This window comes from Catenulispora sp. GP43, assembly GCF_041260665.1.
Taxonomy (GTDB): Bacteria; Actinomycetota; Actinomycetes; order Streptomycetales; family Catenulisporaceae; genus Catenulispora.
The window spans coordinates 288,969-313,865 of record NZ_JBGCCT010000003.1 but is presented as its reverse complement, the minus strand read 5'-3'; the positions used below and the strand labels follow the sequence as shown (position 1 = coordinate 313,865).

Here is a 24,897-nt window from a genome sequence, read left to right as displayed (position 1 = left end):
TCAGAGCAGGTGGTGGGCCAGGCCCAGGACGATCGGGACGACGCCGATCAGGACGAAGGCGGGCAGGAAGCAGCCGGCCAGCGGGGCGACGCCCCGGACCCCGGCGCGACGGGCCGCGGCCGTGCTCGCGGCGTGCCGTTCCTTGCGCAGATCCGTCGCGCAGGCCCGGATCGTGGCGACCGGCGGGGCGCCGGACAGGCCGGCCCGGCCGATGGCCTCGGCGACCGGGCGCAGTCCGGGTTCGGCGGCGACCACCCGCCAGGTGGTGATCGGGTTGCCGCCGAGCCGGAGCAGGTGCGCGACCTCCTGGAAACGGTCGGCCATCTCGGCCGCGGCCTGTTCGCCGAGGCTGCTGAGCCGTCCCGGAGGCCGCAGGCAGTACGCCACCACCTCGGCGGCGCGCAGCGGATCGGCGCCGGAGGCCAGGCACGCGGCCAGCAGATCCGCGGCGATGGGACATATGCGCGCCGTTGCCTCGCCGTGCCGTCGTTCGTGGCGGGCGGCGCTCCAGGGGTTGTTTCTCAGATGTTTGAGAAAACCGGCCCACGGTCGCGAGCGCGCGGGATCGGCCGCGCAGTTCTGCGTCGTCAGAAACGCCAGCCGGCGCGCGGGATGGCTCTGCTGCCGTTGCGGCCAACAGAGCACTGACAAGCCAGCCGAGACCCCAGCCACGACACCGGTGAACGCGACTCCCAGGACGGTCATGACAGAGCCTCCGCCGACCGCGCGATGCGGTCCATCCACAGCACGCCGCCGAGGACGAAGGCGATGCCCAGCACCAGGCAGGTCTCGCCGACGCCGGTGTGCAGGAGCATGGGGATCGGTGAGAGCCCCATACCGGAGCCGATGATCAGCCCGGCTACCGGGAGCAGCGCCAGCAGCCGCGCCGACGTGCGGATCCCGGCGAGCTCGGCGTCCAGCTCGCGGCGCTGCGCGCGTTCGGCGCGGAGCCCGTCGGCCAACTCCCCGATCGCCGCGGTCATGCCCGCGCCGCCCTCGGCGACCTGCCAGCACGCGGCCAGCGCGGCGAGCGCCTCACGTCCCGGCGTCCCGGCGGCCGAGCGGAGCACGGTCACGACATCGTCCCCGGTGGACAGTGGACCGGCCAGGCGCACCGCCAGATCCGGGCACGCGGCGGAGGCGGCGTCCCGCAACGCGTCGCGCGCCTCCCGGCCGGCGTGCAGTTCGGAGCAGATGGTGACGCAGAGTTCGATGACCTCCGTCTGCCGCCGCTCGACGGCCAGCCGCGCGGTGTGCGCGGTCCACGCCCGGTACCCCCGCCACGCGCCGAGCGGCACCAGGAACGCCAGGACCGTCGAGCGGGCCAGCAGAGAACTGAGCACGCCCACCGCGATCGCCGACAGCACCGTCGGCCACGCGCCGGCCAGCCGCAGCCGCCATTTCGGGTCCCGGGGGCCGCCCAGCACGGCGGTCTGCAGGCGGCGGCGCGTGCCCGGCCCCGGGAAGGCCAGGACCGCCGAGGCGGCCAGGATCCCGGCCAGCGCGGAGTTCATCGGCGGCCTCCTCGGCGGGTCGGGGAGGGGCCGTAGTCGGCGACGAACGGTGCGTCGGAGCCACTGCCGCCATCGCCTCCGGTGCTCTTGAGGACCGGCAGGAGACGGTCGGCGGCGGCCAGCGCCTCCTGCCAGCCGGCCAGTTTCTCCAGATCGTCGTCGGGATCCGCGGTGCACTGTTCTTCAGACGGTTCCTCAGTTCTGTCCCGGACGTCGAAGCCCAACAGGGAGCTGAGACGGTCCGAGCCGGGCCCGTAGGACGCCGTGCCCGCGGTGTCGAAGTCCACCGCGGGGAGCACCTCGGTCTGCCCGAACCCGCGGTCGGTGACGCCGATCGAGGCCAGCCGCCGTTTTCCCTTGTCCCGCACCAGATGCACGACCGCCTGCACCGCGGAGGCCAACTGCGCGTGCAGCGCGTCGCGCTCCAGACCGGCCGGGGCGGCCAGGGCCTCGACCCGGGCCACGACGTCCTCGACCCCGTTGGCGTGCAGGGTCGCCGCGCATCCGTCGTGGCCGGTGTTCATGGCCGCCAGCAGTTCCAGCACCTCGGGACCGCGCACCTCGCCGACCACGACCCGGTCCGGCCGCATCCGCAACGCCTGCCGGACCAGCGTTCGCAGGTTCACCGCGCCCCGGTTCTCCTGATTGGCGATCCGGCATTGCAGCCGCGCCACATGCGGATGGTCGACGACCACCTCGGCGCACTCCTCGGCGACCACGATCCGCTCGTCGGCCGGCACCAGGCCGAGCAGCGCGCCGAGCAGGGTCGTCTTGCCGCTGCCGGTTCCGCCGGTGACCAGATACGACACCCTGGCCGCGGCGACGGCCCGCAGCAGGCGCGCGCCGTGCTCGGTGGTCAGTCCGCCGGCGCAGAGCCGGTCGACGGTGAACGCCCGGCGCGGCGGGACTCGCAGGGAGATCAGCGTTCCGCGGACCGCCACCGGAGGCAGCACGGCGTGCAGGCGCGCGCCGTCGGGCAGGACGCCGTCCACGCACGGTGCCGCGTCGTCGAGCCGGCGTCCGGCGTGGGCGGCCAGGCGCTGCGCGAGCCGCCGTACCGCGGCCTCGTCGGGGAAGCGCACGTCGGCCCGGCTCAGCGTCCCGGCCCGCTCGATCCACACCGAATCCGGCGCGTTGACCAGGACGTCGGTGACCTCCGGGTCGGCCAGGAAGCGCTCCAGCACTCCGGCCCCGGTGAGTTCGGAGCGGACCTGGTAGGCCGCCGCGCGCAGATCGCGGCCGTCGAGCATGCACCCCTCGGCGCGCAGCGCGGCGAGGATGGCCTGCATGTCGATCCGCACCGGCGGGGTGGCCAGCCGGGTCCGGACCCGGTCCACGAGCGCGGCGTTGAGCCGCAGCCGCTCCGATCCGGGTAGGGGCGCGGGGGACAGCGGAGCGGAGGGCGGCAGCGGCAGCGGCATCGGTGCGGGGGCCGGGGCGCTCATGCCGCCACCCGGGACTCGGAGCCGCGCCGTCCGGACGGCAGGGCGAACAGGTCCTCCAGGAAGGCCCGGCAGAAGGCGGACACGGTGCCCCGGGCGCTGGCGCCAGGCGGATAGCCGTGCTCGGCGGCGATCGGCAGCCGGCGGTCGGCGTTGATCACCCCGGCCAGCGGCAGACCGCCCATGACATCCGTTATGTCGAGGGGTTCCAGCCCGCCGGGCGCCGGCAGCCGCACCACCACCCGCAGGTCCGGCGTGATCAGCCGGACCGCGGCGGCCAGCTGCGAGGCCGCCGCTGAAGCCCGGACCTCGGCCGGGACCACCATGAGCGCCACGTTCGCCAGGGCCAGCGCCTCGGTCGCGGCCTCGTCCAGGGCCCGCGGCAGGTCCACCACGACCAGATCGCCGGCCTGCGCCAGGGCGGTGAGCACGGCGCGCACCGGCTCGGCGGCGACCGCCGGGAGCGGGAGGTCGGTCCGGGTGCGCGGCCAGGTGAGGATCGGCAGACCGCGCCGCGGCCGGGTCGCGGCCCGCGCCGCGCCGCCGATCCGGTCGCGGCTCGCGGAACCGTCGGCGACTTCGCCGGATCCCTCTGAATCAGAGATTTCCAAGGCGATCACGCTTGCCCCGGAAAGGGATTCCGCTGATGAGGCGTCAGCATTGAAGCGGCGTCCACCCGGCCCCGGAGCGGCGGTTTCCTTCCGGGTCGGCGAATCGCCGCCGGACCACAGATCCTCAGTCGAGCGCAGATCGTCCGTGGCGGTCAGATCCTCGTTGATGTCAGGGGATGTCGTGCCGAACAACGGATTCCCGGATCCGGCGGCAATGTCGCCGCCGCGGGCCGGGCCGTCCGGCACCAGCCAGGGGTCCGCCTTCGCCGGGTCGGCCGGCGTCCCGCTGTCGTACCAGGGGTCCTCGGGAGCCGAGGGCCGGGCGCCGAGCCAGCCGGGGCCGTCGTCCTCGGGCCCCTCCCCCGGCCGGGCGCGCGGCCAGGCCAGGACCGGCAGCCGGTCCGCGCCGTCGGCGGCCAGGCCCAGGCCCGCGGCCAGGCCGTGCCGGGAGTGCGCGGCGTAGGTCGGCAGCGCGTCCCGCAGCGAGCGGCCGGACAGCCGGCCGTCGCGCCACTGCGCCAGCTCCGACCAGCGCGGTCCGGGCTCGGTCTCCAGCCCGAACAGCAGGTCGATGCCGCCGCCGGCGGGGTCCAGGTCGACCAGGGTGCAGCGCAGGCCGCGCCGGACGCCGGCCAGGGCCAGCGCGGCGGCCAGCGTCGAGCCGCCGGCGCCGCCGCGCCCGGACAGCACCGCGACCACCGCTCCGGGCTCCTCGCGGGGGCTGTCGGCCTCGGCGAGCAGCCCGGCCAGCCAGCGTTCGCAGTCCGGCAGGATCAGCACGTGCGCGGCGCCCACGGCGCTGCCGCGCTGCCAGACCGAGGCGTCGTCCAGGTCGCGGCCGATCAGCGCCACCTCCGGCCGGCGCGGCAGGCCGGCCCGGGCCACCTCGCCGGCCTGGTCGGCGCCGACCAGTACCAGCGGCGCGGCCGACCAGCGGTGCCGCGCGGCGCTGGGACCGGGCACGATGTCGATCCGCACGCCGGCCTCGGCGGCCACCCGCAGCAGCGCCTCGGCCAGCGCCGGATCGGAGGTCACGGCCAGCGGCGCCGGGGCCGGGGTCGGGCCCCGACCGGGGCGGGGCGGGGGGTCGGGACGGCGGCCGCGGCCCGGCCGGCCGGGCACCGGATGCTGGGTGAGGTCTGGCATGGCGGCTCCCTGGGATCGGGGCCCGCCTTCGGTCGGCGGGGCACCGGCCCACGGTCGCCGAGGAAACGCGGAGGGCGCCAGGAGCGGCGGAAGCACTTGTGGATAAACCCGGGTTGGGGATAACGGCTATCCCCCGTTCGGTCTAACGGCCACGCTGTTATTGGATGCGCGGTCTTAGTTCGTGTGCGAACTTGTGGATTTCTCAGGTAAGGGCAAAACCCGACAACGAAATATCCGAACGTCTGTTGTCGCAACTGTGCGGGAACTGCGCCGGATCCGCGCGGGATCTGTCACCGATCCCTGCTCGAGCCGCCCGGGAAGGGGCGGGATCAGGGCTCGGAGAGCGGGCGCGGGCCGGTGCGGCGAACCGGTTGTCAGCACAACCGGGGCCCGGCGGAGGCGGACCGGCGGACGGCGGGCGGGGCGCCGAAGTGGGAAAAGTGAAGACCCCCGCCGGGGGGGAGAGCGGGGGTCTTCTCCACGACCAGGCTCGGGGGGGAGGAGCCGGGCCGTGGTAGCACGGTCGCGAACGATCCGTGACTTCCATGGTGTACCCGAGGCTCGCAGAATGCAAACCCCACCCTCATCCATTACGCCGAATGACTGAAGAGAGGCCCTCTACCGGGCGCAACTGCGCTTCAAAGCCGTCACTGAGGGCGCAACTGAAGCGGTCCCGGCGTAGGACCTACCAACGACGCTATCCTCGATTGTGTGGATGAGCATGCGGACGCACGTGCGGATGGCGCGGGCCGTCCGGCGGCCTTCTTCGACCTGGACAAGACGATCATCGCCAAGTCCTCGACCCTGGCCTTCGGCCGGTCGTTCTACAACGGTGGCCTGATCAACCGGCGCGCTGTGCTGCGGACGGCCTATGCCCAGTTCGTGTACCTGGCCGGCGGCGCGGACCACGACCAGATGGAGCGGATGCGGCAGTTCCTGTCGGCCATGGCCACCGGCTGGGACGTCGAACAGGTCAAGGAGATCGTCGGCGAGACCCTGCACGACCTGATCGACCCGTTGATCTACTCCGAGGCCGCGGCGCTGATCGCCGAGCACAAGGCCGCCGGGCGCGACGTGGTGATCGTCTCCACCTCCGGCTCGGAGGTGGTCGAGCCGATCGCCGAGATGCTCGGCGCGGACCTGGCGATCGGCACCCGGATGGCGGTCGGCGAGGACGGCAAGTACAGCGGGGAGATCGAGTTCTACGCCTACGCCGAGAACAAGGCGAAGGCGATCGTGGAGCTGGCCGCCGAGCGCGGCTACGACCTGGGCCGGTCCTTCGCCTACAGCGATTCGGCGACCGACGTCCCGATGCTGGAGTCCGTCGGCCACCCCTACGCCGTCAACCCCGACCGCGCCCTGCGCAAGGAGGCCACGGCCCGCGAGTGGCCGATCCTGGTCTTCGACAAGCCGGTGGCGCTGCGCTCCCGGGTGGGCGAACTGGCCGCCAGGCCCGCGGTCTCCGGGACGGCGCTCGGGCTGGCGCTGGCCACGGCCGGGACGATCTGGTGGCTGGGGACGCGCGGGCGGCGCCGGCGCGGCTCCGGACTGGCCTGACCCGGTCTGTAAAGCTCTGAGACGGTCCGGGGCGCCCTCGGGCGGTTGAAGCGGCTTTGAGGGTGGCTTGAGCTGATCCGAGGCGATCTCGGGCGGTCTCAGGCCCCTGGCCGCCGGTTGTGCACCGAGCGCACCACGACCAGGCGGTCGGTCAGCTCGATGGTGCCGATCGCCACGTCGTCGTAGCGCATGGTCCGCGACCCGCGGATCACCGCCAGGACCGGCTCCTTCACCGCCCCGGGCTCCTTGCCCGCGTCGCCGGTGTCGGCCGGGCGCTCCAGCAGCTCCAGGCCGTCGCCGTAGGACAGCAGGTCCTGCACGACCTGGCTGACCCGGGGGCTGATGGTGGCCACGCCCAGCAGCTGCCCGGCGGTGTCGGAGCTGGTGACCACCGAGGAGGCGCCGCTCTGGCGCAGCAGCGGGGCGTTCTCGGCCTCCCGGACCGAGGCCACCACCGTGGCGCGGCGGTTGAGGCGGCGCACAGTGAGGGTGGTCAGCACCGCGGTGTCGTCACGCTCGGCGCTGATCACCACGTTCCTGGCCTTGGCCACCTCCGCGCGCTCCAGCACCTCGCCGCGGCTGCCGTCGCCGACCACGCCGGCCAGGCCGCGCCGGTTGGCCTCGGCGATCCGCGTCGGATCGGTGTCGACCACCACGATGGACTCCGGGCTGTGGCCGTTCTTCAGCAGCGTCTGTACGGCGGAGCCGCCTTTGGTGCCGTAGCCGACCACGACGGTGTGATCCCGCACCTTCGACCTCCACCTCTCCTGCCGCCATTCGTTGCGGGTCCGCTCGGTGAGCACCTCCAGGGTGGTGCCGACCAGCACCAGCAGGAACAGCACGCGCAGCGGCGTCACGACCAGGGTGTTGATCAGCCGGGCCGAGTCGCTGACCGGCACCACGTCGCCGTAGCCGGTGGTCGACAGGGTCACGGTGGCGTAGTAGAAGGCTGTGAGCCAGCCGATGGGCTTGCCGGAGGAGTCGCGGTAGCCGTCGCGTCCCAGATAGACGATCACCGCGGAGAGCACCAGGATCCCCAGCGCCAGCAGGACCCGCTTGAACACCCCCCACAAAGGGCCCGAGACCGCGCGCGGCAGCACGACGGTCGGGCGGAACGGGGCTGCGTACGTGGTGTTCTCGCTCAGACCGTCAGCACCTCCACCCGCTGCCCGGCGCCGAGGGCGACCACCCCTCCTCCCGGCGGTACGACGGCCAGCCCGTCGGCCAGCGCCAGTCCGCGCAGCATCGCCGGGCCGGTGAACCGCAGGGGGATCGCGCAGGCGTCGGTGACGGAGACGGGCACCAGTCGAGTGTCGGTCGGATGGGTGCTGACGGCATCCCCGAGCGGCAGGAAGTGTGACGGGTCCGGCAGGCCCGACAGCCGGCGCAGCAGCGGCCGCACCACGGTGACGAAGCCGACGACCGCGGCCAGCGGGTTGCCGGGGAGCCCGGCGACGAACCGGCGGTGCTGCCGGGTCCCGCCGTACTGGGCGAGCAGCATCGGGTGCCCCGGCCGGACCGACACGCCGTCGACGAGCATCCGCGCGCCGAGTTCGCCCAGCACCTGGTGCACGTGGTCCATCGGGCCGCGGGCCGTGCCGCCGGTGGTGATCACCACGTCGGCCGGGGAGGAGGCGACGACCGCGAGCAGTTCCCCGGCATCGTCGGCGACCCGGCTCACCGTCGCCTCGACCCCGAGCGCGTCGAGCCAGGCGGTGAACATCGGCCCGAGCGCGTCCCGGATCCGGGCGCCGTCCGGCAGGCCGGAGCCGGCCAGCTCGTCGCCGATGACGACCAGGGCGACCCGGGGCCGCTCGTGGACCGGCAGGTCGTCGTAGCCGGCGGCGGCGGCCAGGCCCAGGACCGCCGGGGTGACGCGGGTGCCCGCCGACAGCAGGGTCTCGCCGCGGCGCGACTCCTGGCCCTGCGGCCGGATGTCGGCTCCTATCGGCAGACCCAGTTCGGTGCCGCGCGGAGTGCGCGTGGCAGTGGTCCCGTTGGACACCGCCGCGTAGGAGCGCTGCGGCACGGTCGCGGCGGCCGAGGCGTGGCTGCGGTGTCCGTCGCCGGCCTCGCCGCCCTCGCTGGCCTCGCCGCCCTCGCTGGCCTCGCCGCCCTCGCTGGCCTCGCCGCTCTCGCCGACGTGGAGCCGGCCGTGCCCGTCGACGAAACCGCGCTCCCGCCGCAGCACCGACGACGCCCCGGACGGCACCCGCGCTCCGGTGGCGATCTCCACCGCCTCGCCGTCGCCTAGCCGGGTCGCCTCCTGGCCGGCCAGCACCCGCCCGGCGACCCGCCACGGCCCGGGCCCGGCCACCGCCCAGCCGTCCATCGCGGAGGTCGCGAACGGCGGCAGGTCGACCAGTGCGGACAGTGACTCGGCGAGGACCGCGCCGCGGGCCTGGGCCATGGGGACGCGGGCGGCGGGCAGGGGGATCGCCGCGGCGCCGGCGATCTTGCGGGCCTCGGCCCAGGACGTGTTCACCGGCCGCCGGATCCTGTGGAGTCGCCGGACTCGTCGCCGGGGGTGCCCGCGGAGTCGAGGTCCGGGGCGCCGGTGGTCCCGGGAGCGCCGCCCGCCACGCCGCCGCCCGCCACGCCGCCGGGCGTCGCAGCCGCCGGGCTCGCCGCGACCGAGCCGCCGACCGTCGCGCTCACCGCGCCGCCGGTGCCCCGGGCCGGGCCGTCGGCGGCCGGGTCCCAGGCCTGAGCCAGGGCGCTGAGCTTCGCGATCGGCCCGTCCAGCGCGCCGCGGCCGCCGCCGGCCGAGCTGCGCAGCCCGACCGCGTAGCCGGCCAGGAACGTGGTCAGCGGCGCGGCCGGTCGCAGAACGTTGTGGGCGGCGACCCCGGCCAGGCCGAGGATCGCGTCCAGGTCGCCCTCGGCGAGTTCGTGCCCGGTCAGCCCGAGTTCGGCCGCGGCCGCGGCGCACCAGTCGGCGAGCAGCTTCTTGTCGTCCATGTCCCCCATCTTCGTCTTTGTGGCGGGTCGTGTCGCGACCAGAGCGCGGGCCGCGTGAACGGCGTCCCACGTGTCGCAGTCTGCGGTGACTCCTCGCGTGTCCGGGATCCGGGTCGTGTCCAGCCCTTCGACGATCGCGAACAGGCGTGCGCCCCGCAACTCCGACAGTGCGCCCAAGGCTGCCCCAAGCGCGTTGCGCCGATATATCGCCGCCAGCGGCTGGTCCTTGCCCCGCTCGTCGGTGAAGAGCACTGCGTCGGCGGTCAGCGAGCGCCGCAGAAGGGTGACGGCCTCCACGTCCAGGAACGGCAGGTCGGCGGCGAAGACGGCGACGTGGTCGGCGGAGCCGACGGCCATCCCGGCGGCCAGAGCCGGCACCGGGCCGCCGCCGGGCGGGTACTCGCGGGTGAACACCACCGGCCTGCCGACCGGCCGCGGCGGGCCCACGACCGCGACCGACGCCGCGCCCCGACAGGCCGCCAGCACCCGGTCGAGCAGGCTGATCCCGCCGACCTCGAGCGCCGGTTTGTCCGCCCCGCCCAGTCGGCGCGCGCCGCCGCCGGCCAGAACGATCACGTCGAAGGGTTCTCCGGGTCCGCTCAGAGCGTCCATGCCGCCACCCTAACCCGGTGTGGCCTTCCAGTAGAACGTGTTCTAATCTGACGAGTGCTCAGATCGCGTTCGGCCCGCCGCGAACCGCCGGTCGGGCGCAGAGCAGCACTTCAGCACCCACACGTCCAGCCGATCACGCCGACCGCGGGAGACGCCGCCGTATGCATCCTCCGGAACATCTGGCCTACACCCCGGCCCAACGAGCCCTGCGAGCCGAACTGCGGACCTACTTCGCCGGACTGGTCACCGATGAGGTCCGCCACGATCTGCGCCTGCCGGACTCCTCCACGGACACGGCCCGCACCCTGCACCGGAAGCTCGGCGCGGACGGCTGGCTCGGGGTGGGATGGCCCCAGGAGTACGGCGGGCGCGGCCTGACGCCGGTCGAGCAGTTCGTCTTCTTCGACGAGGCGGCGCGCGCCGGCTGCCCGTTGCCCCTGGTGGCGCTCAACACTGTCGGGCCGACGCTGATGCGTTTCGGCACACAGGAACAGAAGGACCTGCTGCTGCCGGGCATCCTCTCCGGGGAGATCGACGTCGCGGCCGGCTACTCCGAGCCCGGCGCCGGCACCGATCTGGCGAGTCTGACCACGCGGGCCGTGCGCACCGAGGACGGCAGCGCTTATGTGGTCGACGGCCAGAAGATCTTCACGACCCACGGGGACTCCGCCGAGTACGTCTGGCTGGCCTGCCGGACCGATCCGGAAGCACCGAAGCACAAGGGCATCTCGATCCTGCTGGTCGACACCCGGGATCCGGGTTTCGAGGCGACGAAGATCCACACGATCGCCTCGCACTACACGACCGCCACGTACTACCGCGACGTGCGCGTCCCGGTGACGATGCGGGTCGGCGGCGAGAACGAGGGCTGGAAACTGATCACCACGCAGCTGAACCACGAGCGGGTGGCGTTGGCCGCGGTGGCCCAGGGCGTGATCCGCTCGTTCGCCAAGGTGCAGAGCTGGGCTATGGAGACACCGGCCGCCGGCGGGCTCCGGATCATAGATCTGCCCTGGGTGAAGAACACCATGGCGCGCGCCTACGTCCGCATCAGCGGTCTGCGGCTGCTCAACGGCCAGATGGTCGCGGCGCTGCAGAAGGACCAGACCGGCGGGCACCTGTCCCCCGCCGACGCCTCCGCGGCGAAGGTGCACGGGACGGAAACGCATATAGAGGCGCTGGCGGAGTTGCTCCAGGTGCTCGGCGCAGGAGGAGTCCTGAAGACGGGATCCCCCGGCGCGCTCCTGGCAGGCGACCTCGAATTCCTCTACCGCTACGCGGTGACCAACACCTTCGGCGGCGGGGCCAACGAGATCCAGCGGGAGATCATCGCGATGACCGGGCTGGCGATGCCCAGGGTGCGGAGATAGGGAGAACTGTGGAGACCGATCCGCTGTACGAGACAGTGTCCGCGCACATAGCCGACCCGCCGTCCGAGCCGGTCCCGGCCTGGGACCCGGTGAACCAGCCGATGATCCGGCACTGGTGCGACGCGATGGGCGACGAGCTGCCGATCTACACCGACCCGGCGGCGGCCCGCCGGGCGGGCCACCCCGACGTGGTCGCTCCGCCGGCGTCGTTGCAGGCCTGGACGATGCCCGGGCTGCGGATGCGCGGGGCCCAGGACGGGTCCACGCGGGCCCAGGCCACGCTGATCGAGGCGGGCTACCGCGCCGTGGTGGCGACCGACTGCGAGCAGACCTATCACCGGTACCTCACCGTCGGGGACCATCTGTACGCCACCACACGGCTCGACTCCGTGTCGCCGCTTAAGAGGACGGCGCTCGGCGCGGGCTACTTCCTGACGTCGATCACCGAATACCGCGACCAGCACGGTGAGCTGGTCGGCGAGATGTTGTTCCGGACTCTTTGGTTCAAGCCCGCGCGGGTGCAAGACACAGGGGCGCACGCATGAACCGCCCCCTGCCGGTCATCGGCCGCGACAACGCCTACTACTGGGAGGGCGTCGCCAAGGGCGACGTACTCATCCAGAAGTGCACAGCCTGTGGATCGCTCCGGCATCCTCCGTCTCCCATGTGTCCGGAGTGCCAGTCCCTGGACTGGACGACGGCGAAGGCGACCGGTCGTGCGGTCCTGCACAGCTACACGATCTGCCATCACCCGCTACCCCCATGGGAAGAGGGTCCCTATGCGGTCATCCTTATTGACCTGGAGGTAGAGGACAGCGATGCGCGGCCCCGCATCGTGTGCGGGGCACGCGGCATCGCTAATGAGGACCTGCGTATAGGGATGCCCATGAGCCTCGTTTTCGAGGACGGGCTCGTCTTCGCCGGACCGGAGGTCTCACCGTGACGGTCGTGGACCAGTCCGTGGACGACGCGCTGGAAGCCGTGGGAGAGCTGTCCGTCCAGGTCTTCAAGGACCTCGACGTAGAGAACACCCGGAGTCCGGCCCACAGCAACGAAGCGGTGTCCGACGAACACGACCGCCGACTGTGGCGGACCCTGGCCGACACCGGACTGCTCGCCGCGGTCCTCCCGGAGAGCGTGGGCGGCGGCGGTACCGGAGTGCCGGGCATGGTGCGGTTGCTGACCGACGCCGGTGCGGCGCTCGCGCGGCTGCCGCTGGTGGAGACGTTCGTCGCGGCTTTGGTGATCGACGAGCAGTACCTTCCGGCGATGCTGTCCGGCGAGCTCGTCATCACCGCGGGGCTCACCGAGCATCCGTCCACGCTGGCCGCGCCGTTGCGGCTGACCGGCCGGCGGCTCAACGGGATCACGCAGCTGGTGCCGTACCCGCTCAGCTCCGACCTGGTGCTCGTCCCGGCCCTGCGCGAGGACGGACGGGAAGTCCTGGCGCTGGCCTCCCTGTCGACGGCGCGCATCGGCGACCAGGTGACCACCACCGGCGAGCCGCTGGGCGTCCTGGAGTTCATCGACGCCGAGGTCATGGAGATCAGCGACGCGGTCGGCGAAGCGCGTGCCTACGCCGCGCTCTTCTCCTCGGCGATGCTGTGCGGTATCGCGGCGCGGGCGCTGGCGATGACCGCCGAATACGTCGGCGTACGCGTCCAGTTCGGACACCCCTTGGCCACGTTCCAAGGCGTGGCGCTCCGGGCTGCGGACCGCTATATCGATTCCCGCGCTATGCAGGCCGCGCTGTGGGATGCCGTACACGCCATCGCAGAGCACGGCATCAGCTCACCCCGAGCCCGGTACGCGGTCGCCTCCGCCAAGATCTGGGCCGCGGACGGCGCGCGCCGGGTCGTCGGCTCCGCGCAGCACCTGCATGGCGGTTTCGGGGTGGACATCACCTATCCCCTGCACCGGTACCACGCATGGGCCCGCTACTGGGAGCTCTATGGCGGCTCCGCGGAAGCCTGGTCCGGCGACCTCGGCGAACTGATCTCCGCTTACCCGATCGAGGAGGACGAATGACCGCGCTGCCGAAGGTCGGGGAGACGTTGCCGGAGCTGGTCATCCCGATCACCCCGACGAGGATCGTCTCCGGCGCCATCGCTTCCCGGGACTACCAGGACGTGCACCACGACGTCCCGGCCGCCCGGGAGAAGGGCTCCCCCGACATCTTCATGAACATCCTCACCACCAACGGACTCGTCGGGCGCTTCGTCACCGACTGGGCCGGCGCCGAGGCGCGCATCCTGAAGATCGCGATCCGGCTCGGCGTCCCGAACTACCCCGGCGACACGATGACCCTCACCGGGTCCGTGGCGCGCGTCAGCGAGGACGGCACCGTCGAGATCGCGATCCGGGGTGCGAACCAGCTCGGCAACCATGTCACCGGAACCGTGACCCTGAAGGGCGGCGGCGAGTGAGCGGGTCCCTGTCCGGCGCAGTAGCGATCGCCGGTATCGGCGCCACGGAGTTCTCCAAGGAGTCGGGACGCAGTGAACTCCAACTGTGTCTGGAGGCGTGCAAGGCCGCGTTGGACGACGCCGGGGTAGCACCGCATGACGTCGACGGTCTGGTGACCTTCTCGATGGACTCCAGTCCCTCGATCATGGTCGGCCGGGGTCTGGGCGTCGCCGAACTGCGTTATTTCTCCCTGGTCGACTACGGAGGCGGTGCCGCCTGTGCGACCGTCGCGCACGCGGCGGCCGCGATCACCGCGGGCATGGCCGACGTCGTGGTCTGCTACCGCGCTTTCAACGAACGCTCGGGCCGGCGCTTCGGCTCGGGGGACGCCGCGGTCCAAGCCCGCGGCGAATCTCCGATGGCACAGCACTTCGGCTACTACTCGCCCTACGGCCTCATCACCCCGGCAGCCTGGGTCGCCATGGCCGCGCGCCGCTACATGCATACGTACGGCGCCACCTCCGAAGACTTCGGGCGCGTCGCCGTAGCGGCGCGGACCCACGCCGCCACGAACCCCGCGGCGTGGTTCCACGACCGGCCGATCACCTTGGCCGACCACCAGAGCTCGAAGCTGATCGCCGATCCGCTGCGGCTTCTGGACTGCTGCCAAGAGTCCGACGGCGGAGTCGCGTTGGTCGTCGTCTCTGCGGAGCGCGCTAAGGATCTTCCCGGCAAGGAAGTCCTTATAGCGGGAGCCGCACAGGGCTCCGCCCACGACCAACAGATGATGACCAGCTATTACCGCGACGACATCACCGGACTGCCGGAGATGGGGACCGTCGCGCGGCAGCTGTGGCGCCAGTCCGGTTTGGGGCCGGACGACATCCAGACGGCGGTCATCTATGACCACTTCACTCCGTTCGTCCTGACGCAGCTGGAGGAGTTCGGCTTCTGTGGTCGGGGCGAGGCGCGCGACTTCATCCGCGACGGCGCCATCCACCTCGGCGGGCGGCTTCCGCTGAACACCCACGGCGGCCAGCTCGGCGAGGCCTACATCCACGGCATGAACGGCATCGCCGAGGCGGTGCGCCAGGCCCGGGGCACGGCCGTGAACCAGGTGCCGGACGTGCGCAACGTGCTGGTCACGGCTGGCACCGGGGTCCCGACGTCGGGGCTGGTGCTCAGCGCGGTCTGAGCGGGGGCCGGCCGGCGCCGGCCCCACCGGCGGTGAGCGGCACCCCCGCCACCAGCCGTAACCCGGTGTTCCGTTGGGCGTCGGAACGATCAGTTAATCTCGGAGCCATGCCCCGTCTCGCGCTCTTCGACCTGGACGACACCCTGATCTTCTCCAAGGGCGCCTTCGTCGCCTGGGCCGAGGAGCTGGTCGCGACCCACGGCGCCACCGGTGATGTGCGCTGGTTCATCGACAACGAGCACATCTTCTGGACCGGCGCGCCGGACGACGCGTTCCGCGGCCTGGTGGAGTACTTCGGGCTGGACGCCGACCCGGCGGAGCTGCTGACCGACTACCGGCTCCGCATGGTCGACCTGCTTAAGCCCTTCAACGGGGTAGTGGACGGGCTGGAGGCGCTGCGCGACGCCGGCTGGCGGACCGGCATCGTCACCAACGGATTCGGCGACTTCCAGAACGCCAAGATCGACGCCGTCGGCCTGCGCGCCTATGTGGACGTCGTCTGCATCTCGGACGTCGAGGGCAGCTGGAAGCCCGAGTCGAAGATCTTCCAGCTGGCCTCCGAGCGCGCCGGCGCGCCCCTGGAAGGCGGCTGGATGGTCGGCGACTCCCTGAGCTCGGACGTCGCCGGCGGCAACGGCGCGGGGCTGCACACCGCCTGGATCCGGCACGGCCGGACGCTCGGCGCCACGGACCCGCAGCCCGAGCAGGTCCTGGAGACCACCGCCGAGGCCTTCGAGCTGATCCTCAGCCGCCCCTGACCGGTTTTCGCGCCGCCGGAACTGCGGCGCCGGCGAATTCGGCTTGACCTTGCCGTAACGGAAGCTTCTACCTTCGAAAAGGCAGCTGGAAGGACCGGCTGTATATCGATGGGAACCGCTATGAGCTGGTCGATCGCGCAGGTGGCACGGATCTCCGGGATCACCGCCCGGACCCTGCGCCACTACGACGACATCGGGCTCCTCAAGCCCGACCACGTCGGCGCCAACGGCTACCGCTATTACGAGGAGTCGCAGCTGCTGCGCCTGCAGCAGATCCTCGTCCTGCGCGAGCTGGGCCTCGGCCTGGCCGACATCGCCGAGGCGATCGACTCCGAACCGGACACGCTGGCCGCGCTGCGCCGGCAGTACGGCCGGCTGATCGTCGAGCGCGACCGGCTGTCGAGAGTGGCCGAGACCGTGCGGCGGACCATCGTCGAGCTGGAAGGGAAGCCAGAGATGTCCGTGCACATCAACCGGCCGGAGAACCTGTTCGAGGGGTTCGACCAGTCGCAGTACGACGACGAGGCGCGCGAGCGCTGGCCCGAGGAGTTCGAGCGGGCCCAGGCCAAGCGCGTGGCCATGACCGACGAGGACATGGAGCGCTGGCAGCGGGAGGCGACCGCGGCGATGATCCGGATGGCGGAGTTCATGGCCGCCGGCACCCCGGTCGACGACCCGGCGGTGCAGGACGAGGTCCACCAGCACTACCAGGGCATCTGTGTCTGGTGGACGCCGAACCGCAAGGCGTACAAGTGCCTCGGCCAGATGTACGTCGACGACGAGCGCTTCAAGGTGAACTACATGAAGATCGCCGAAGGTCTCGCCGAGTACCAGGCGGCCGCGATGGCTGCCTATGCGGACGCACGTCTGGCCGACTAGTGCTGATCCGCTAAGCGCGGAAACCCAAACGCGTCCCCTCCGCGGCCAGTGCGGAGGGGACGCCGCACTATTCTCGCCCGAGCGCCGGTTCCCCGTCTTCCTCCGCTTCAGCGATGCACAGCTGATCGTAGAAGCGGTCCCTGCGCCGCAGGAGTACGACAGCGACGAGTGCGGACACCAGAGAACCGAGCAGCACTCCGCCCTTGGCGAGGTTCAGCAACTCCGGGGTATCGGTGAAGGCGAGCTCGGAGATCAACAACGAGACGGTGAACCCGACGCCGGTCAGGGTGGAGACCGCGGCGATGTCTCGCCACCGCAGCTCGTCGGACAGCTCGGCGCGGGTGAAACGCGCGGTCAGATAGGCGCCGCCGAACACCCCGACCGCCTTGCCGACGAACAGGCCCGCGGCGATGGCCAGCGGGATCTGGTTGCTGACCAGGCTGCCCAGTGTCTTGCCGCCGATGTACACCCCGGCCGACATGATCGCGAAGACGGGGACGCAGAAGCCCGCGGAGAACGGTTGGAGCACCCACTGCACATTCTCGGCCGGCGACTGGGGCTCGTGGTCGCGTCCCTCATCAGCTTCCGCATAGCCGTCGCCATGGTGCCGGCCGTGCAGCATCAGGCCGATGGCCACACCGGCCACCGTCGCGTGGACGCCGCTGGCGTGCACGGCGATCCAGATGGCCAGGCCCAGCGGCACGTTGAGCCACAAGCTGGTGATCCGCTTGCGTTGCAGCACATAGAAGGCGACGAGCAGGAGCGCAGCGATCGCCAAGGCGGCGGCGTCGATGCTGGCCGTGTACGCGACCGCGATGATGATGATCGCCCCGAGGTCGTCGACCACGGCCAGGGTCAGCAGGAACGCCCGCAGCGCCGACGGCAGGTTCTGCCCGACGACGGCCAGCACCGCGAGCGCGAACGCGATGTCGGTGGCGGTCGGCACGGCCCAGCCGGAGCCCGCGTTCGCGTGCCCGGCGCTGACCGCGAGGTAGACCCCGATCGGCACCACCATGCCGCACAGCGCCGAGACCACCGGAAGCACCGCGGCGCGCGGGTTCGACAGTTCGCCGGCCTGCAGCTCGTGCTTGAGCTCGATCCCGGCCACCAGGAAGAAGAACGCGAGCAGGAAATCGGCGGCCCAGTCCGCCAGGGTCAGGTCGAGGTGCCACAGGTGCGGTCCGACGACGGTGTTCTTGACGGTGTCGTAGGAAGCGCGCCACGGGGAGTTGGCCCACAGCAGCCCCAGGAGCGCGAAGACGATGAGCAGCGCGCCGCCGACGGTCTCGGTCCGCAGGACTTCCGCCACGTGTCGGCGTTCGATCCGCCTGAGCCGGGCGAAGGCCCGGAACGGGACGGCGGGGCGGTCCGGGGGCGTCATCGGGGCGTCCTGGTGGCTCGGCGGTCGGCGGCGGACGGGTGGTGATCAAGAAACCACTACCCATGCCGACCAGACTTCCCGGCGCTCCTGAGCCGTTCAGGTTACGCACTATGAGGAACCTGTGTGCGGCGGTCCGACTCCTGAGAACACGGAACCGCCGGGTGCGACGGGCCAATGAGGCCCGCGCACCCGGCGGTCGAACACTCAGGCAGACTGGATCAGTCCTCGCTGGCGTGCGGCAGCTTTGCCTTGATCAGGTCCATGACCGTGGAGTCGGCCAGCGTCGTGGTGTCGCCGACGGCGCGGTCCTCGGCGACGTCCTTCAGCAGGCGGCGCATGATCTTGCCCGAGCGGGTCTTGGGCAGCTCGGCCACGATCTGGATCTGCTTGGGCTTGGCGATCGGGCCGATCTCCTTGGAGACGTGGGCCTTCAGCGCGGCGTCCAGCTCAGCGGTCTCCTCCTGGCCGGCCCGCAGGATGACGAAGGCGACGATGCGCTGGCCGGTGGTCTCGTCCTTGGCGCCGACCACGGCGGCCTCGGCCACGGCCGGGTAGGACACCAGGGCGGACTCGACCTCGGTGGTGGAGATGTTGTGGCCGGAGACGAGCATGATGTCGTCGACGCGGCCCAGCAGCCACAGGTCGCCGTCCTCGTCCTTCTTCGCGCCGTCGCCGGCGAAGTAGTAGCCCTGCTCGGCGAACCGGGCCCAGTAGGTGTCGACGAAGCGCTGCTGGTCGCCCCAGATGCCGCGGGCCATCGAGGGCCAGGGCTGGTCCAGGACCAGCAGGCCGCCGTGGCCGTTCTCGACGATGGTGCCGTCCTTGTCGACCACGTTCGCCGAGATGCCCGGCAGCGGCCGCATGGCCGAGCCCGGCTTGGCCTCGGTGACGCCGGGCAGCGGGGAGATCATGATGGCCCCGGTCTCGGTCTGCCACCAGGTGTCCACCACCGGGGTGCGGCCCCCGCCGATGTTCTCCCGGTACCAGATCCAGGCCTCGGGGTTGATCGGCTCGCCGACCGAGCCCAGCAGGCGCAGGGAGGAGAGGTCGAACTTCGCCGGGATGTCGTCGCCCCACTTGGCGAACATGCGGATCGCGGTGGGAGCGGTGTACAGCAGGGAGACCTTGTACTTCTGGACGATCTCCCAGAAGCGGCCCTGGTGCGGCGTGTCGGGGGTGCCCTCGTACATCACCTCGGTCGCGCCGTTGGAGAGCGGGCCGTAGACGATGTAGGAGTGCCCGGTCACCCAACCGACGTCGGCGGTGCACCAGTACACGTCCGACTCCGGCTTCAGGTCGAACACCGCGTGGTGGGTGTACGAGGCCTGCGTCAAGTACCCGCCGGTGGTGTGCAGGATGCCCTTGGGCTTACCCGTGGTGCCGGACGTGTAGAGGATGAACAGCGGGTTCTCGCTGTCGAACGCCTCCGGGGTGTGCTCGGTGCTCGCGGCGCCGACCGCGTCGTGCCACCAGACGTCCTTGTCGCCCCACGTGACGTCCGCGCCGGTGCGCTTGACGACGAGCACGTTCTCGATGCTCTCGGCACCGGTCACGGCCTCGTCGGCGTTCGCCTTGAGGTTCACCGTGCCGCCGCGGCGGTGGTAGCCGTCGGCGGTGATCAGCAGCTTGGCGCCGGCGTCGTCGATCCGCGCCCGCAGGGCGTCGGGGGAGAACGCCGCGAAGACCACGGAGTGCACCGCACCGATGCGCGCACAGGCGAGCATCGCGACAGCGGTCTCCGGGATCATCGGCATGTAGATCGCGACCCGGTCGCCCCGGGTCACACCGAGCTCGGTCAGGGCGTTGGCGGCCTTGGAGACCTCGTCCTTGAGCTCGGCGTAGGTGATGGCGCGGGAGTCGCCGGGCTCACCCTCGAAGTGGATGGCGACGCGGTCGCCGTTGCCGGCCTCGACGTGCCGGTCCACGCAGTTGTAGGCGACGTTCAGCTTCCCGCCGACGAACCACTTGGCGACCGGCTTGCCCGACCAGTCCAGCGTCTCGGTCCAGGGCGTGTCCCAGGACAGGCGCGAGGCCTGCGTGTCCCAGAACGCCAGCCGGTCCGCGTCAGCCGTGGCGTAAGCCTCGGCCTTGACGTTCGCGTCGGCGGCGAAGGCCGCGGACGGCGCGAACCGGCGGTCCTCACGGAGCAAATTGGAAAGGGCCTCGTTCGACACCGTCTCTCCTCGTTCGATGCATTATGACAGCGGTCACACTTTATCCAGGCAGTAGCACACCAAGGGAGGGCCCGGAACACAAGGGTTTCGGAGCCATTGGTATAGACCTTTTACCTGGAGACACCCAGACGCCGCCCACCAGGACCCGATTCGGTGGGCGGCGTGCTCACGGTGCCGTGCCGTCATCGACGTCGGATGGACGGGCGGTCACCTCACCGTAGGCGGTAACGGGCAAACCAGGGCAGAGGGTGAGAGAGCCCGATCCATGGACGGTCCGCGCCGAGCGTTCAGCGGTCGGGACGGCGCGATCAGCGGTGGCTGAGCCGTTCGCGCACTTCACGCGTGTGCCGGCGGGCGACCGGGAGGGGGATCCCGCCGACGATGACGGTCAGGTGGCCGCTCTCCCACCGGGCCTCCGAGACGGCGTCGACGCGGACCAGGAAGCGGCGGTGCGTGCGGGCGAAACCGGCGCCGGACCAGTGCTCCTCCAGTACTGCCAAGGGGATGCGGACCAGATGGCTGCTGCTGTCCGTGTACAAGCGCACGTAGTCGCCTTGCGCTTCGGCATAGGAGACGTCCTGGCGCGGGATGAAGCGCGTGACGCCTGCCAGCTCCACCGGGATGACGTCGTAGGGCCCCGGTTCGGGGGCCCTACGGGGCGTGGACGCCGGTGTCATCCGGCGGATGGCTTCCGCGAGGCGTTCGGCACGGACCGGCTTGAGCAGGTAGTCGGAGGCGTGTAGGTCGAACGCCTCCAGAGCGAATTCCTCATGAGCTGTCACGAAGACGATCTGCGGCGGCGTGGCGAACTGATTGAGGAGCGCCGCTATCTCCAGACCGTCCAGACCCGGCATGCGGATGTCGAGGAACAGGGCGTCTACAGGGGAGTTCTTCAGGACCCTCAGCGCGTCCTCTCCGTCAGTGGCGGTCCGTACCGAGGAGACGCGGGGGTCGCGGGACAGGAGGTAGGAGAGTTCGGCGACGGCCGGGGGCTCGTCGTCGACCACCAGCACGCGCAGGCCGGTCGGCGTCGCGATGGTCATGCGGTATGCCCTCTGCTTCTGTGGCCTTCTACTTTTTCGGGACCCGGATCACCACAGTGGTACCCGCTCCGGGCTGGGATTCGATCGCCAGGCCGTAGGCGGTCCCGTAGACGGCGCGGAGCCGTTCGTGGACGTTGGACAGCCCTACGGAGGTGCGCGTGCCCGGCTCGGCCGGGGCTAGGGCGTCGCGCAGGACGTCCGGGGTGATCCCGACTCCGTCGTCCTCGACCGTGATCCGGTAGTGGTGCCGGGTCGGCTCGGCGGTGATGGTGACATGGCCGGGGCCGGGCTTGCCTTCCAGTCCGTGCCGTACTGCGTTCTCCACTATGGGCTGTACACATAGGAACGGAACTTCTACAGGCAGCACCTCAGGGGCGATCCGCAGGGCCACCTGGAGGCGTTCGCCGAAACGGGCACGTTCCAGCAACAGGTAGCGGTCCACGCTGCGCAGTTCCTCGGCGAGCGTCGTGAACTCGCCGTGCGCACGGAACGAGTAGCGGGTGAAGTCCGCGAACTCTAAGAGGAGCTCTCTGGCGCGTTGCGGATCGGTGCGCGTGAAGGAGGCGATGGCGGTGAGCGAGTTGTAGACGAAGTGCGGCGAGATCTGTGCCCTCAGTGCCCTGAGTTCGGTCTCCATCAGGCGGGTCCGCGACCGGTCGAGTTCCGCCAGTTCGATCTGCGTGGCGACCCAGTACGCGACCTCGCCGACGGCCCGTACCAGGGCCACGGAGGTGCTGGAACTGTAGACCGACAATGTCCCGATCGCCGGGCTGCCGCCGTCGTCGCGGATCCCGCCGATGCTGCTCGGCGGGATGATCGGCGCGACGACCGCGTGGCGGATCACGCAGGAGTCGCTGCCACAGTGCACTTCCTCCGGACCGAGGACGGTCACGCTGCTGGACTTGAGCGCCGTGGTGGACAGTTCGTAGGAGTCCTGAGAATGCCGGTGCTGCCCGGCACCGTCCCAGGTGAGGTTCCGTTCGGTGTCGTTGAAGGCCAGCGCCGCGGTGCCGAGCAGCGGCCGCAGGTGGCGGGCCGCGCGGCGGGTGGCGTCCGGCGTCAGGCCGGCCCGCAGAGGGGGCCCGGCGAGGGCGACGGCGTGCATGGCGGCGTAGGCGGCGCGTTCGGCGGTCGTGCCGGCCAAACGGTGCCGCTGGACGGCGCGGGACACCGCGACCGCCGGGGCGACCAGGGCGGCCACGATGCCGACGGTGGCGGGGTTGGATGCCACATGCCCCAGTCTGATGCGGTCGGGGTGCGAAGTCGAGGGTGTCGGGGGTCTGAGATCGCTGAGAGTGACCGGCCGGGAGTGGTCGGCCGGCAGTGGCCGATGATGGGTCGCGCTCGCCGAACGGTCGTGCTATTTTCTGAGTGTGAGCAAGGGCGAGGAGACCCGCAGGCAGGTCCTGGAAGCCGCGGTCGAGGTCGCGGCGTCCAGCGGGCTGGCCTCGCTCACCATCGGCTCGCTCGCCGAGCGGACCGGGATGTCCAAGAGCGGCCTGTTCGCGCACTTCAAGTCCAAGGAGGCGCTGCAAGTCCAGGTCCTGGAGTTCGCCAGCGAGGCGTTCGTCGAGGACGTCGTCCGGCCCGCGCTGTCCGCCCCGCGCGGTGAGAAGCGGATCGCGACGCTGTTCGAAAGCTGGCTGGCGGTGTCGCGGGACGGGACCGCAGAGTGCCTGTTCGTCTCGGCGGCGTGGGAGTACGACGACCAGCCGGGGCCGGTGCGGGACCGCCTGGTCCGCATGCACCTGGACTTCAACGACTCGGTGGCGCAGATGTTCCGGACCGGGATCGCCGAGGGCTTCTTCGCCGCCGGCGCCGATCCGGAGCAGTTCGCCCACGACCTGCACGGGATCATGCTCATCTACTTCCAGGCGCACCGGCTGCTCGGCGACGCCAGGGCCGAGGAACGGGCGCGCAACGCGTTCTCCCGACTGATCGAATCCAACCGCTAGAGGGGGTCATCCAGATGACCGCGTCATCGTCGTCGCGTAAAAAAAGCACGACCGTTCGTGCTAAAAAGGCAGTTGCGATTGGTGCGCTGCGTACCGCTTTCGGGGTGCTGGAAGTCGTCGCGCCGGGTCCGGGCGCGCGCTGGGCCGAACGGATCTGGCTCACCGTTCCCAAACGGCCCTGGAGGCCGAGGACGCCCGTCGCGGTGTCCGCCGGCGAGCCCTTCACGATGACCGTGCGCCACAGCACAGTGCGCGGCAATGTCTGGGGCGCGGAGGGGCCGGTGGTCTACCTCGTGCACGGCTGGGGCGGTGTGGCCGAACAGCTCGATGCCTTCGTGGAGCCGCTGCTGGCCTCCGGCCACCGCGTGGTGTCGTTCGACGCCCCCGGCCACGGGAAGTCGTCGCGGAGCTTCGCGGGGCCGGGGCGGGCGACGCTCCCGGAGTTCTCAGAGAGCCTGTCCTGTGCCGTGGACCGTTTCGGGCAAGCGCATGCGGTGATCGCGCACTCCTTCGGCGCGGCAGCGGTCGTTCTGTCGGTGCTCGACGGCCTCCGGGTGGGGAGGCTGGCCGTCGTGGCGCCGGTGAGCGACCCGATCGGGTTCTCTTATGAGTTCGCGAAGATGCTCGGCTTCAGGGAACGCATACGGACGGGTTTCCTCAGGGTTCTTGAGAAACGCGTAGGCGAGTCCATGGACCGGTTCGACATCCCGCAGCGGATGCGCACCGCGGACCTGGCCGGGCTGCCGCCGCTGCTGATCGTCCACGACCTCGGCGACCGCGAGGTCCCGGTGGCCAGCGGCGACCGCCTGGCCGCCATGTGGCCCGGGGCCGAACTCGACCACTGGACCAGCCTCGGCCATTTCCGGATCCTGATCGACCCGGACGTGGTGCGGAAGGTGACGGCGTTCAGCTCGGTGCCGCGAACGCTTCCGGTCCCATGACGAAGTCCGGGTCGACCTGCGCGCCGAGGTCCACGCCGGTCGCGCGGTCGCCCCAGGCCTGAGCGTTCTTCAGGTGGAAGTGGACCGCCTGCCGGGTGAACTTGGCCCAGTCCTGCGGCACCGAGTCCACTTCCAGTTGTAGGCGCGCCAGGGCGGTGCGGTTGGCCGGCTCAAGGGTGTCGAAGCCCTTGTCCCGGCCCTGCTCCTGGGCCCGCACATACTGCGAGGCGCCGAGGCAGGCCACGAGGTCGGCGCCGGTGTGGTCGCGCAGATAGGCGACGTCCTCCGGGCCGGTCACCTTGTTGCCGACCACGCGGATGGTGACGTCGTACTCCTTGGCGTACTCGCGGTACTGCTGGTAGACGGACACCGACTTGCGGGTCGGCTCCACCACCAGGCAGGTCAGGTCGAAACGGGTGAACAGGCCGGAGGCGAAGGCGTCCGCGCCCGCGGTCATGTCCATCACCAGGTACTCGTCGGGCCCGTCGACGAGGTGGTTCAGGTAGAGCTCGGCGGCGCCGATTTTGGAGTGGTAGCAGGACACACCCAGGTCCTGCTCCTCGAAGCCGCCGGTCACCATCAGCCGGACGGTCTCCAGGTCGCCGCCCAGCCGCGTTGCGCACAGGCTGTGGACGGCGTTGTCCTCCTCCAGGCGCAGCAGCCGCGAGCCGCGTCCCGGCGGTGTGGTCTTCACCATGGCCTCGGCGCCGGCGATCAGCGGGTTGTCGCCGCGCAGGTAGTCCTTGATCGCCGACAGGTGGGCGGACATCGGGCTCAGCGCCGCGGCCCGCTGCTCCGAAAGGCCGAGCGCCAATCCGAGGTGCTGGTTGATGTCGGCGTCCACGGCGACGACCGGGCGGCCGCCGGCGGCCAGGTGCCGGATCAGGAGGGCCGAGACCGTGGTTTTGCCGCTGCCGCCTTTGCCGACCAGGGCGATGCGCATGTCGGGACC

Annotated in this window: 23 protein-coding genes; 11 read left to right on the top strand and 12 right to left on the bottom strand. The window is 71.3% G+C overall.

Going from position 1 to position 24,897, the window contains the following annotated elements; genetic code table 11:
* The 4 genes from ABH926_RS08625 to ssd are packed head-to-tail and all read right to left on the bottom strand — an operon-like array spanning window position 1 to window position 4,713.
* A complete protein-coding gene (locus tag ABH926_RS08625; RefSeq protein ID WP_370364867.1) occupies window positions 1–705 on the bottom strand; it encodes a type II secretion system F family protein in 705 nt (234 codons plus the stop codon).
* Window positions 702–1,514, bottom strand: a complete 813-nt coding sequence (locus ABH926_RS08620) for a type II secretion system F family protein (RefSeq protein ID WP_370364866.1) — start codon at window positions 1,512–1,514, stop codon at window positions 702–704. Before ABH926_RS08620 ends, ABH926_RS08625 begins: the two co-directional genes overlap by 4 nt.
* Window positions 1,511–2,959, bottom strand: a complete 1,449-nt coding sequence (locus ABH926_RS08615; RefSeq protein WP_370364865.1) for a TadA family conjugal transfer-associated ATPase — start codon at window positions 2,957–2,959, stop codon at window positions 1,511–1,513. Before ABH926_RS08615 ends, ABH926_RS08620 begins: the two co-directional genes overlap by 4 nt.
* Complete coding sequence (gene ssd, locus ABH926_RS08610) at window positions 2,956–4,713, bottom strand: septum site-determining protein Ssd (RefSeq protein WP_370364864.1); 1,758 nt, start codon at window positions 4,711–4,713, stop codon at window positions 2,956–2,958. The genes ABH926_RS08615 and ssd overlap by 4 nt, the downstream gene beginning before the upstream one ends.
* Window positions 4,714–5,424: 711 nt before the next feature.
* Here ssd and ABH926_RS08605 point away from each other — a divergent pair.
* Window positions 5,425–6,270, top strand: a complete 846-nt coding sequence (locus tag ABH926_RS08605; protein ID WP_370364863.1) for an HAD-IB family hydrolase — start codon at window positions 5,425–5,427, stop codon at window positions 6,268–6,270.
* Window positions 6,271–6,368: 98 nt separating this feature from the next.
* Here the strand turns inward: ABH926_RS08605 and ABH926_RS08600 are convergent, their stop codons facing one another.
* From ABH926_RS08600 to ABH926_RS08590, 3 genes are all read right to left on the bottom strand, one after another.
* Window positions 6,369–7,334 carry a TrkA family potassium uptake protein gene (locus tag ABH926_RS08600; RefSeq protein WP_370364862.1) on the bottom strand — a complete coding sequence of 322 codons (966 nt, stop codon included), beginning with the start codon at window positions 7,332–7,334 and terminating at the stop codon, window positions 6,369–6,371.
* A gap of 77 nt (window positions 7,335–7,411) precedes the next feature.
* Window positions 7,412–8,755 carry a molybdopterin molybdotransferase MoeA gene (locus ABH926_RS08595; protein ID WP_370364861.1) on the bottom strand — a complete coding sequence of 448 codons (1,344 nt, stop codon included), beginning with the start codon at window positions 8,753–8,755 and terminating at the stop codon, window positions 7,412–7,414.
* Window positions 8,752–9,843: an NTP transferase domain-containing protein gene (locus tag ABH926_RS08590; protein ID WP_370364860.1), complete on the bottom strand. Its 1,092-nt coding sequence runs from the start codon at window positions 9,841–9,843 to the stop codon at window positions 8,752–8,754. The genes ABH926_RS08595 and ABH926_RS08590 overlap by 4 nt, the downstream gene beginning before the upstream one ends.
* Before the next feature lie 161 nt (window positions 9,844–10,004).
* Here ABH926_RS08590 and ABH926_RS08585 point away from each other — a divergent pair, with 161 nt between their 5' ends.
* The 8 genes from ABH926_RS08585 to ABH926_RS08550 all read left to right on the top strand — a co-directional run bounded on the left by ABH926_RS08585 (window position 10,005) and on the right by ABH926_RS08550 (window position 16,451).
* Window positions 10,005–11,213, top strand: a complete 1,209-nt coding sequence (locus tag ABH926_RS08585) for an acyl-CoA dehydrogenase family protein (RefSeq protein WP_370364859.1) — start codon at window positions 10,005–10,007, stop codon at window positions 11,211–11,213.
* Between the two features lie 8 nt (window positions 11,214–11,221).
* Window positions 11,222–11,758 carry a MaoC family dehydratase N-terminal domain-containing protein gene (locus tag ABH926_RS08580; RefSeq protein ID WP_370364858.1) on the top strand — a complete coding sequence of 179 codons (537 nt, stop codon included), beginning with the start codon at window positions 11,222–11,224 and terminating at the stop codon, window positions 11,756–11,758.
* Window positions 11,755–12,156: a Zn-ribbon domain-containing OB-fold protein gene (locus ABH926_RS08575; RefSeq protein WP_370364857.1), complete on the top strand. Its 402-nt coding sequence runs from the start codon at window positions 11,755–11,757 to the stop codon at window positions 12,154–12,156. Before ABH926_RS08580 ends, ABH926_RS08575 begins: the two co-directional genes overlap by 4 nt.
* A 5-nt stretch (window positions 12,157–12,161) precedes the next feature.
* The gene (locus ABH926_RS08570; RefSeq protein ID WP_370364856.1) at window positions 12,162–13,241 is read left to right on the top strand and encodes an acyl-CoA dehydrogenase family protein; all 1,080 of its coding nucleotides are present in this window, start codon (window positions 12,162–12,164) and stop codon (window positions 13,239–13,241) included.
* A complete protein-coding gene (locus ABH926_RS08565) occupies window positions 13,238–13,639 on the top strand; it encodes a MaoC family dehydratase (RefSeq protein WP_370364855.1) in 402 nt (133 codons plus the stop codon). The genes ABH926_RS08570 and ABH926_RS08565 overlap by 4 nt, the downstream gene beginning before the upstream one ends.
* Window positions 13,636–14,814 (top strand): lipid-transfer protein, encoded by a 1,179-nt coding sequence (locus tag ABH926_RS08560; RefSeq protein ID WP_370364854.1) that lies wholly within the window; start codon window positions 13,636–13,638, stop codon window positions 14,812–14,814. Before ABH926_RS08565 ends, ABH926_RS08560 begins: the two co-directional genes overlap by 4 nt.
* A 107-nt stretch (window positions 14,815–14,921) precedes the next feature.
* On the top strand, window positions 14,922–15,572 hold the full coding sequence (locus ABH926_RS08555) for an HAD family hydrolase (RefSeq protein ID WP_370364853.1): 651 nt from the start codon (window positions 14,922–14,924) through the stop codon (window positions 15,570–15,572).
* A gap of 120 nt (window positions 15,573–15,692) precedes the next feature.
* On the top strand, window positions 15,693–16,451 hold the full coding sequence (locus tag ABH926_RS08550; protein WP_370364852.1) for a MerR family transcriptional regulator: 759 nt from the start codon (window positions 15,693–15,695) through the stop codon (window positions 16,449–16,451).
* A 67-nt stretch (window positions 16,452–16,518) separates the two neighbouring features.
* Here ABH926_RS08550 and nhaA read toward each other — a convergent pair whose 3' ends face one another.
* The 4 genes from nhaA to ABH926_RS08530 form a co-directional block, all read right to left on the bottom strand.
* Window positions 16,519–17,832, bottom strand: coding sequence for a Na+/H+ antiporter NhaA (gene nhaA / locus ABH926_RS08545; protein ID WP_370364851.1), 1,314 nt, complete (start codon window positions 17,830–17,832; stop codon window positions 16,519–16,521).
* A 218-nt stretch (window positions 17,833–18,050) separates the two neighbouring features.
* On the bottom strand, window positions 18,051–20,006 hold the full coding sequence (gene acs / locus ABH926_RS08540; protein WP_370364850.1) for an acetate--CoA ligase: 1,956 nt from the start codon (window positions 20,004–20,006) through the stop codon (window positions 18,051–18,053).
* A 308-nt stretch (window positions 20,007–20,314) separates the two neighbouring features.
* Complete coding sequence (locus tag ABH926_RS08535; RefSeq protein ID WP_370364849.1) at window positions 20,315–21,049, bottom strand: LytR/AlgR family response regulator transcription factor; 735 nt, start codon at window positions 21,047–21,049, stop codon at window positions 20,315–20,317.
* Between the two features lie 28 nt (window positions 21,050–21,077).
* The gene (locus ABH926_RS08530) at window positions 21,078–22,280 is read right to left on the bottom strand and encodes a sensor histidine kinase (RefSeq protein ID WP_370364848.1); all 1,203 of its coding nucleotides are present in this window, start codon (window positions 22,278–22,280) and stop codon (window positions 21,078–21,080) included.
* A gap of 142 nt (window positions 22,281–22,422) precedes the next feature.
* Between ABH926_RS08530 and ABH926_RS08525 the strand changes: the two genes are divergently transcribed.
* Window positions 22,423–23,004 carry a TetR/AcrR family transcriptional regulator gene (locus tag ABH926_RS08525; protein ID WP_370364847.1) on the top strand — a complete coding sequence of 194 codons (582 nt, stop codon included), beginning with the start codon at window positions 22,423–22,425 and terminating at the stop codon, window positions 23,002–23,004.
* 203 nt (window positions 23,005–23,207) lie between these two features.
* Complete coding sequence (locus ABH926_RS08520; protein WP_370364846.1) at window positions 23,208–23,945, top strand: alpha/beta fold hydrolase; 738 nt, start codon at window positions 23,208–23,210, stop codon at window positions 23,943–23,945.
* Here the strand turns inward: ABH926_RS08520 and ABH926_RS08515 are convergent.
* Complete coding sequence (locus tag ABH926_RS08515; RefSeq protein ID WP_370364845.1) at window positions 23,911–24,888, bottom strand: ATP-binding protein; 978 nt, start codon at window positions 24,886–24,888, stop codon at window positions 23,911–23,913. The genes ABH926_RS08520 and ABH926_RS08515 overlap by 35 nt on opposite strands.
* Between the last annotated feature and the right edge of the window lie 9 nt (window positions 24,889–24,897).

Coding starts and splice junctions, on each gene's coding strand:
- ABH926_RS08625 (WP_370364867.1), bottom strand. CDS start 705: ATGACCGTCCTGGGAGTCGCGTTCACCGGTGTCGTGGCTGGGGTCTCG.
- ABH926_RS08620 (WP_370364866.1), bottom strand. CDS start 1,514: ATGAACTCCGCGCTGGCCGGGATCCTGGCCGCCTCGGCGGTCCTGGCC.
- ABH926_RS08615 (WP_370364865.1), bottom strand. CDS start 2,959: ATGAGCGCCCCGGCCCCCGCACCGATGCCGCTGCCGCTGCCGCCCTCC.
- ssd (WP_370364864.1), bottom strand. CDS start 4,713: ATGCCAGACCTCACCCAGCATCCGGTGCCCGGCCGGCCGGGCCGCGGC.
- ABH926_RS08590 (WP_370364860.1), bottom strand. CDS start 9,843: ATGGACGCTCTGAGCGGACCCGGAGAACCCTTCGACGTGATCGTTCTG.
- ABH926_RS08585 (WP_370364859.1), top strand. CDS start 10,005: ATGCATCCTCCGGAACATCTGGCCTACACCCCGGCCCAACGAGCCCTG.
- ABH926_RS08575 (WP_370364857.1), top strand. CDS start 11,755: ATGAACCGCCCCCTGCCGGTCATCGGCCGCGACAACGCCTACTACTGG.
- ABH926_RS08565 (WP_370364855.1), top strand. CDS start 13,238: ATGACCGCGCTGCCGAAGGTCGGGGAGACGTTGCCGGAGCTGGTCATC.
- ABH926_RS08555 (WP_370364853.1), top strand. CDS start 14,922: ATGCCCCGTCTCGCGCTCTTCGACCTGGACGACACCCTGATCTTCTCC.
- ABH926_RS08550 (WP_370364852.1), top strand. CDS start 15,693: ATGAGCTGGTCGATCGCGCAGGTGGCACGGATCTCCGGGATCACCGCC.
- nhaA (WP_370364851.1), bottom strand. CDS start 17,832: ATGACGCCCCCGGACCGCCCCGCCGTCCCGTTCCGGGCCTTCGCCCGG.
- ABH926_RS08535 (WP_370364849.1), bottom strand. CDS start 21,049: ATGACCATCGCGACGCCGACCGGCCTGCGCGTGCTGGTGGTCGACGAC.
- ABH926_RS08515 (WP_370364845.1), bottom strand. CDS start 24,888: ATGCGCATCGCCCTGGTCGGCAAAGGCGGCAGCGGCAAAACCACGGTC.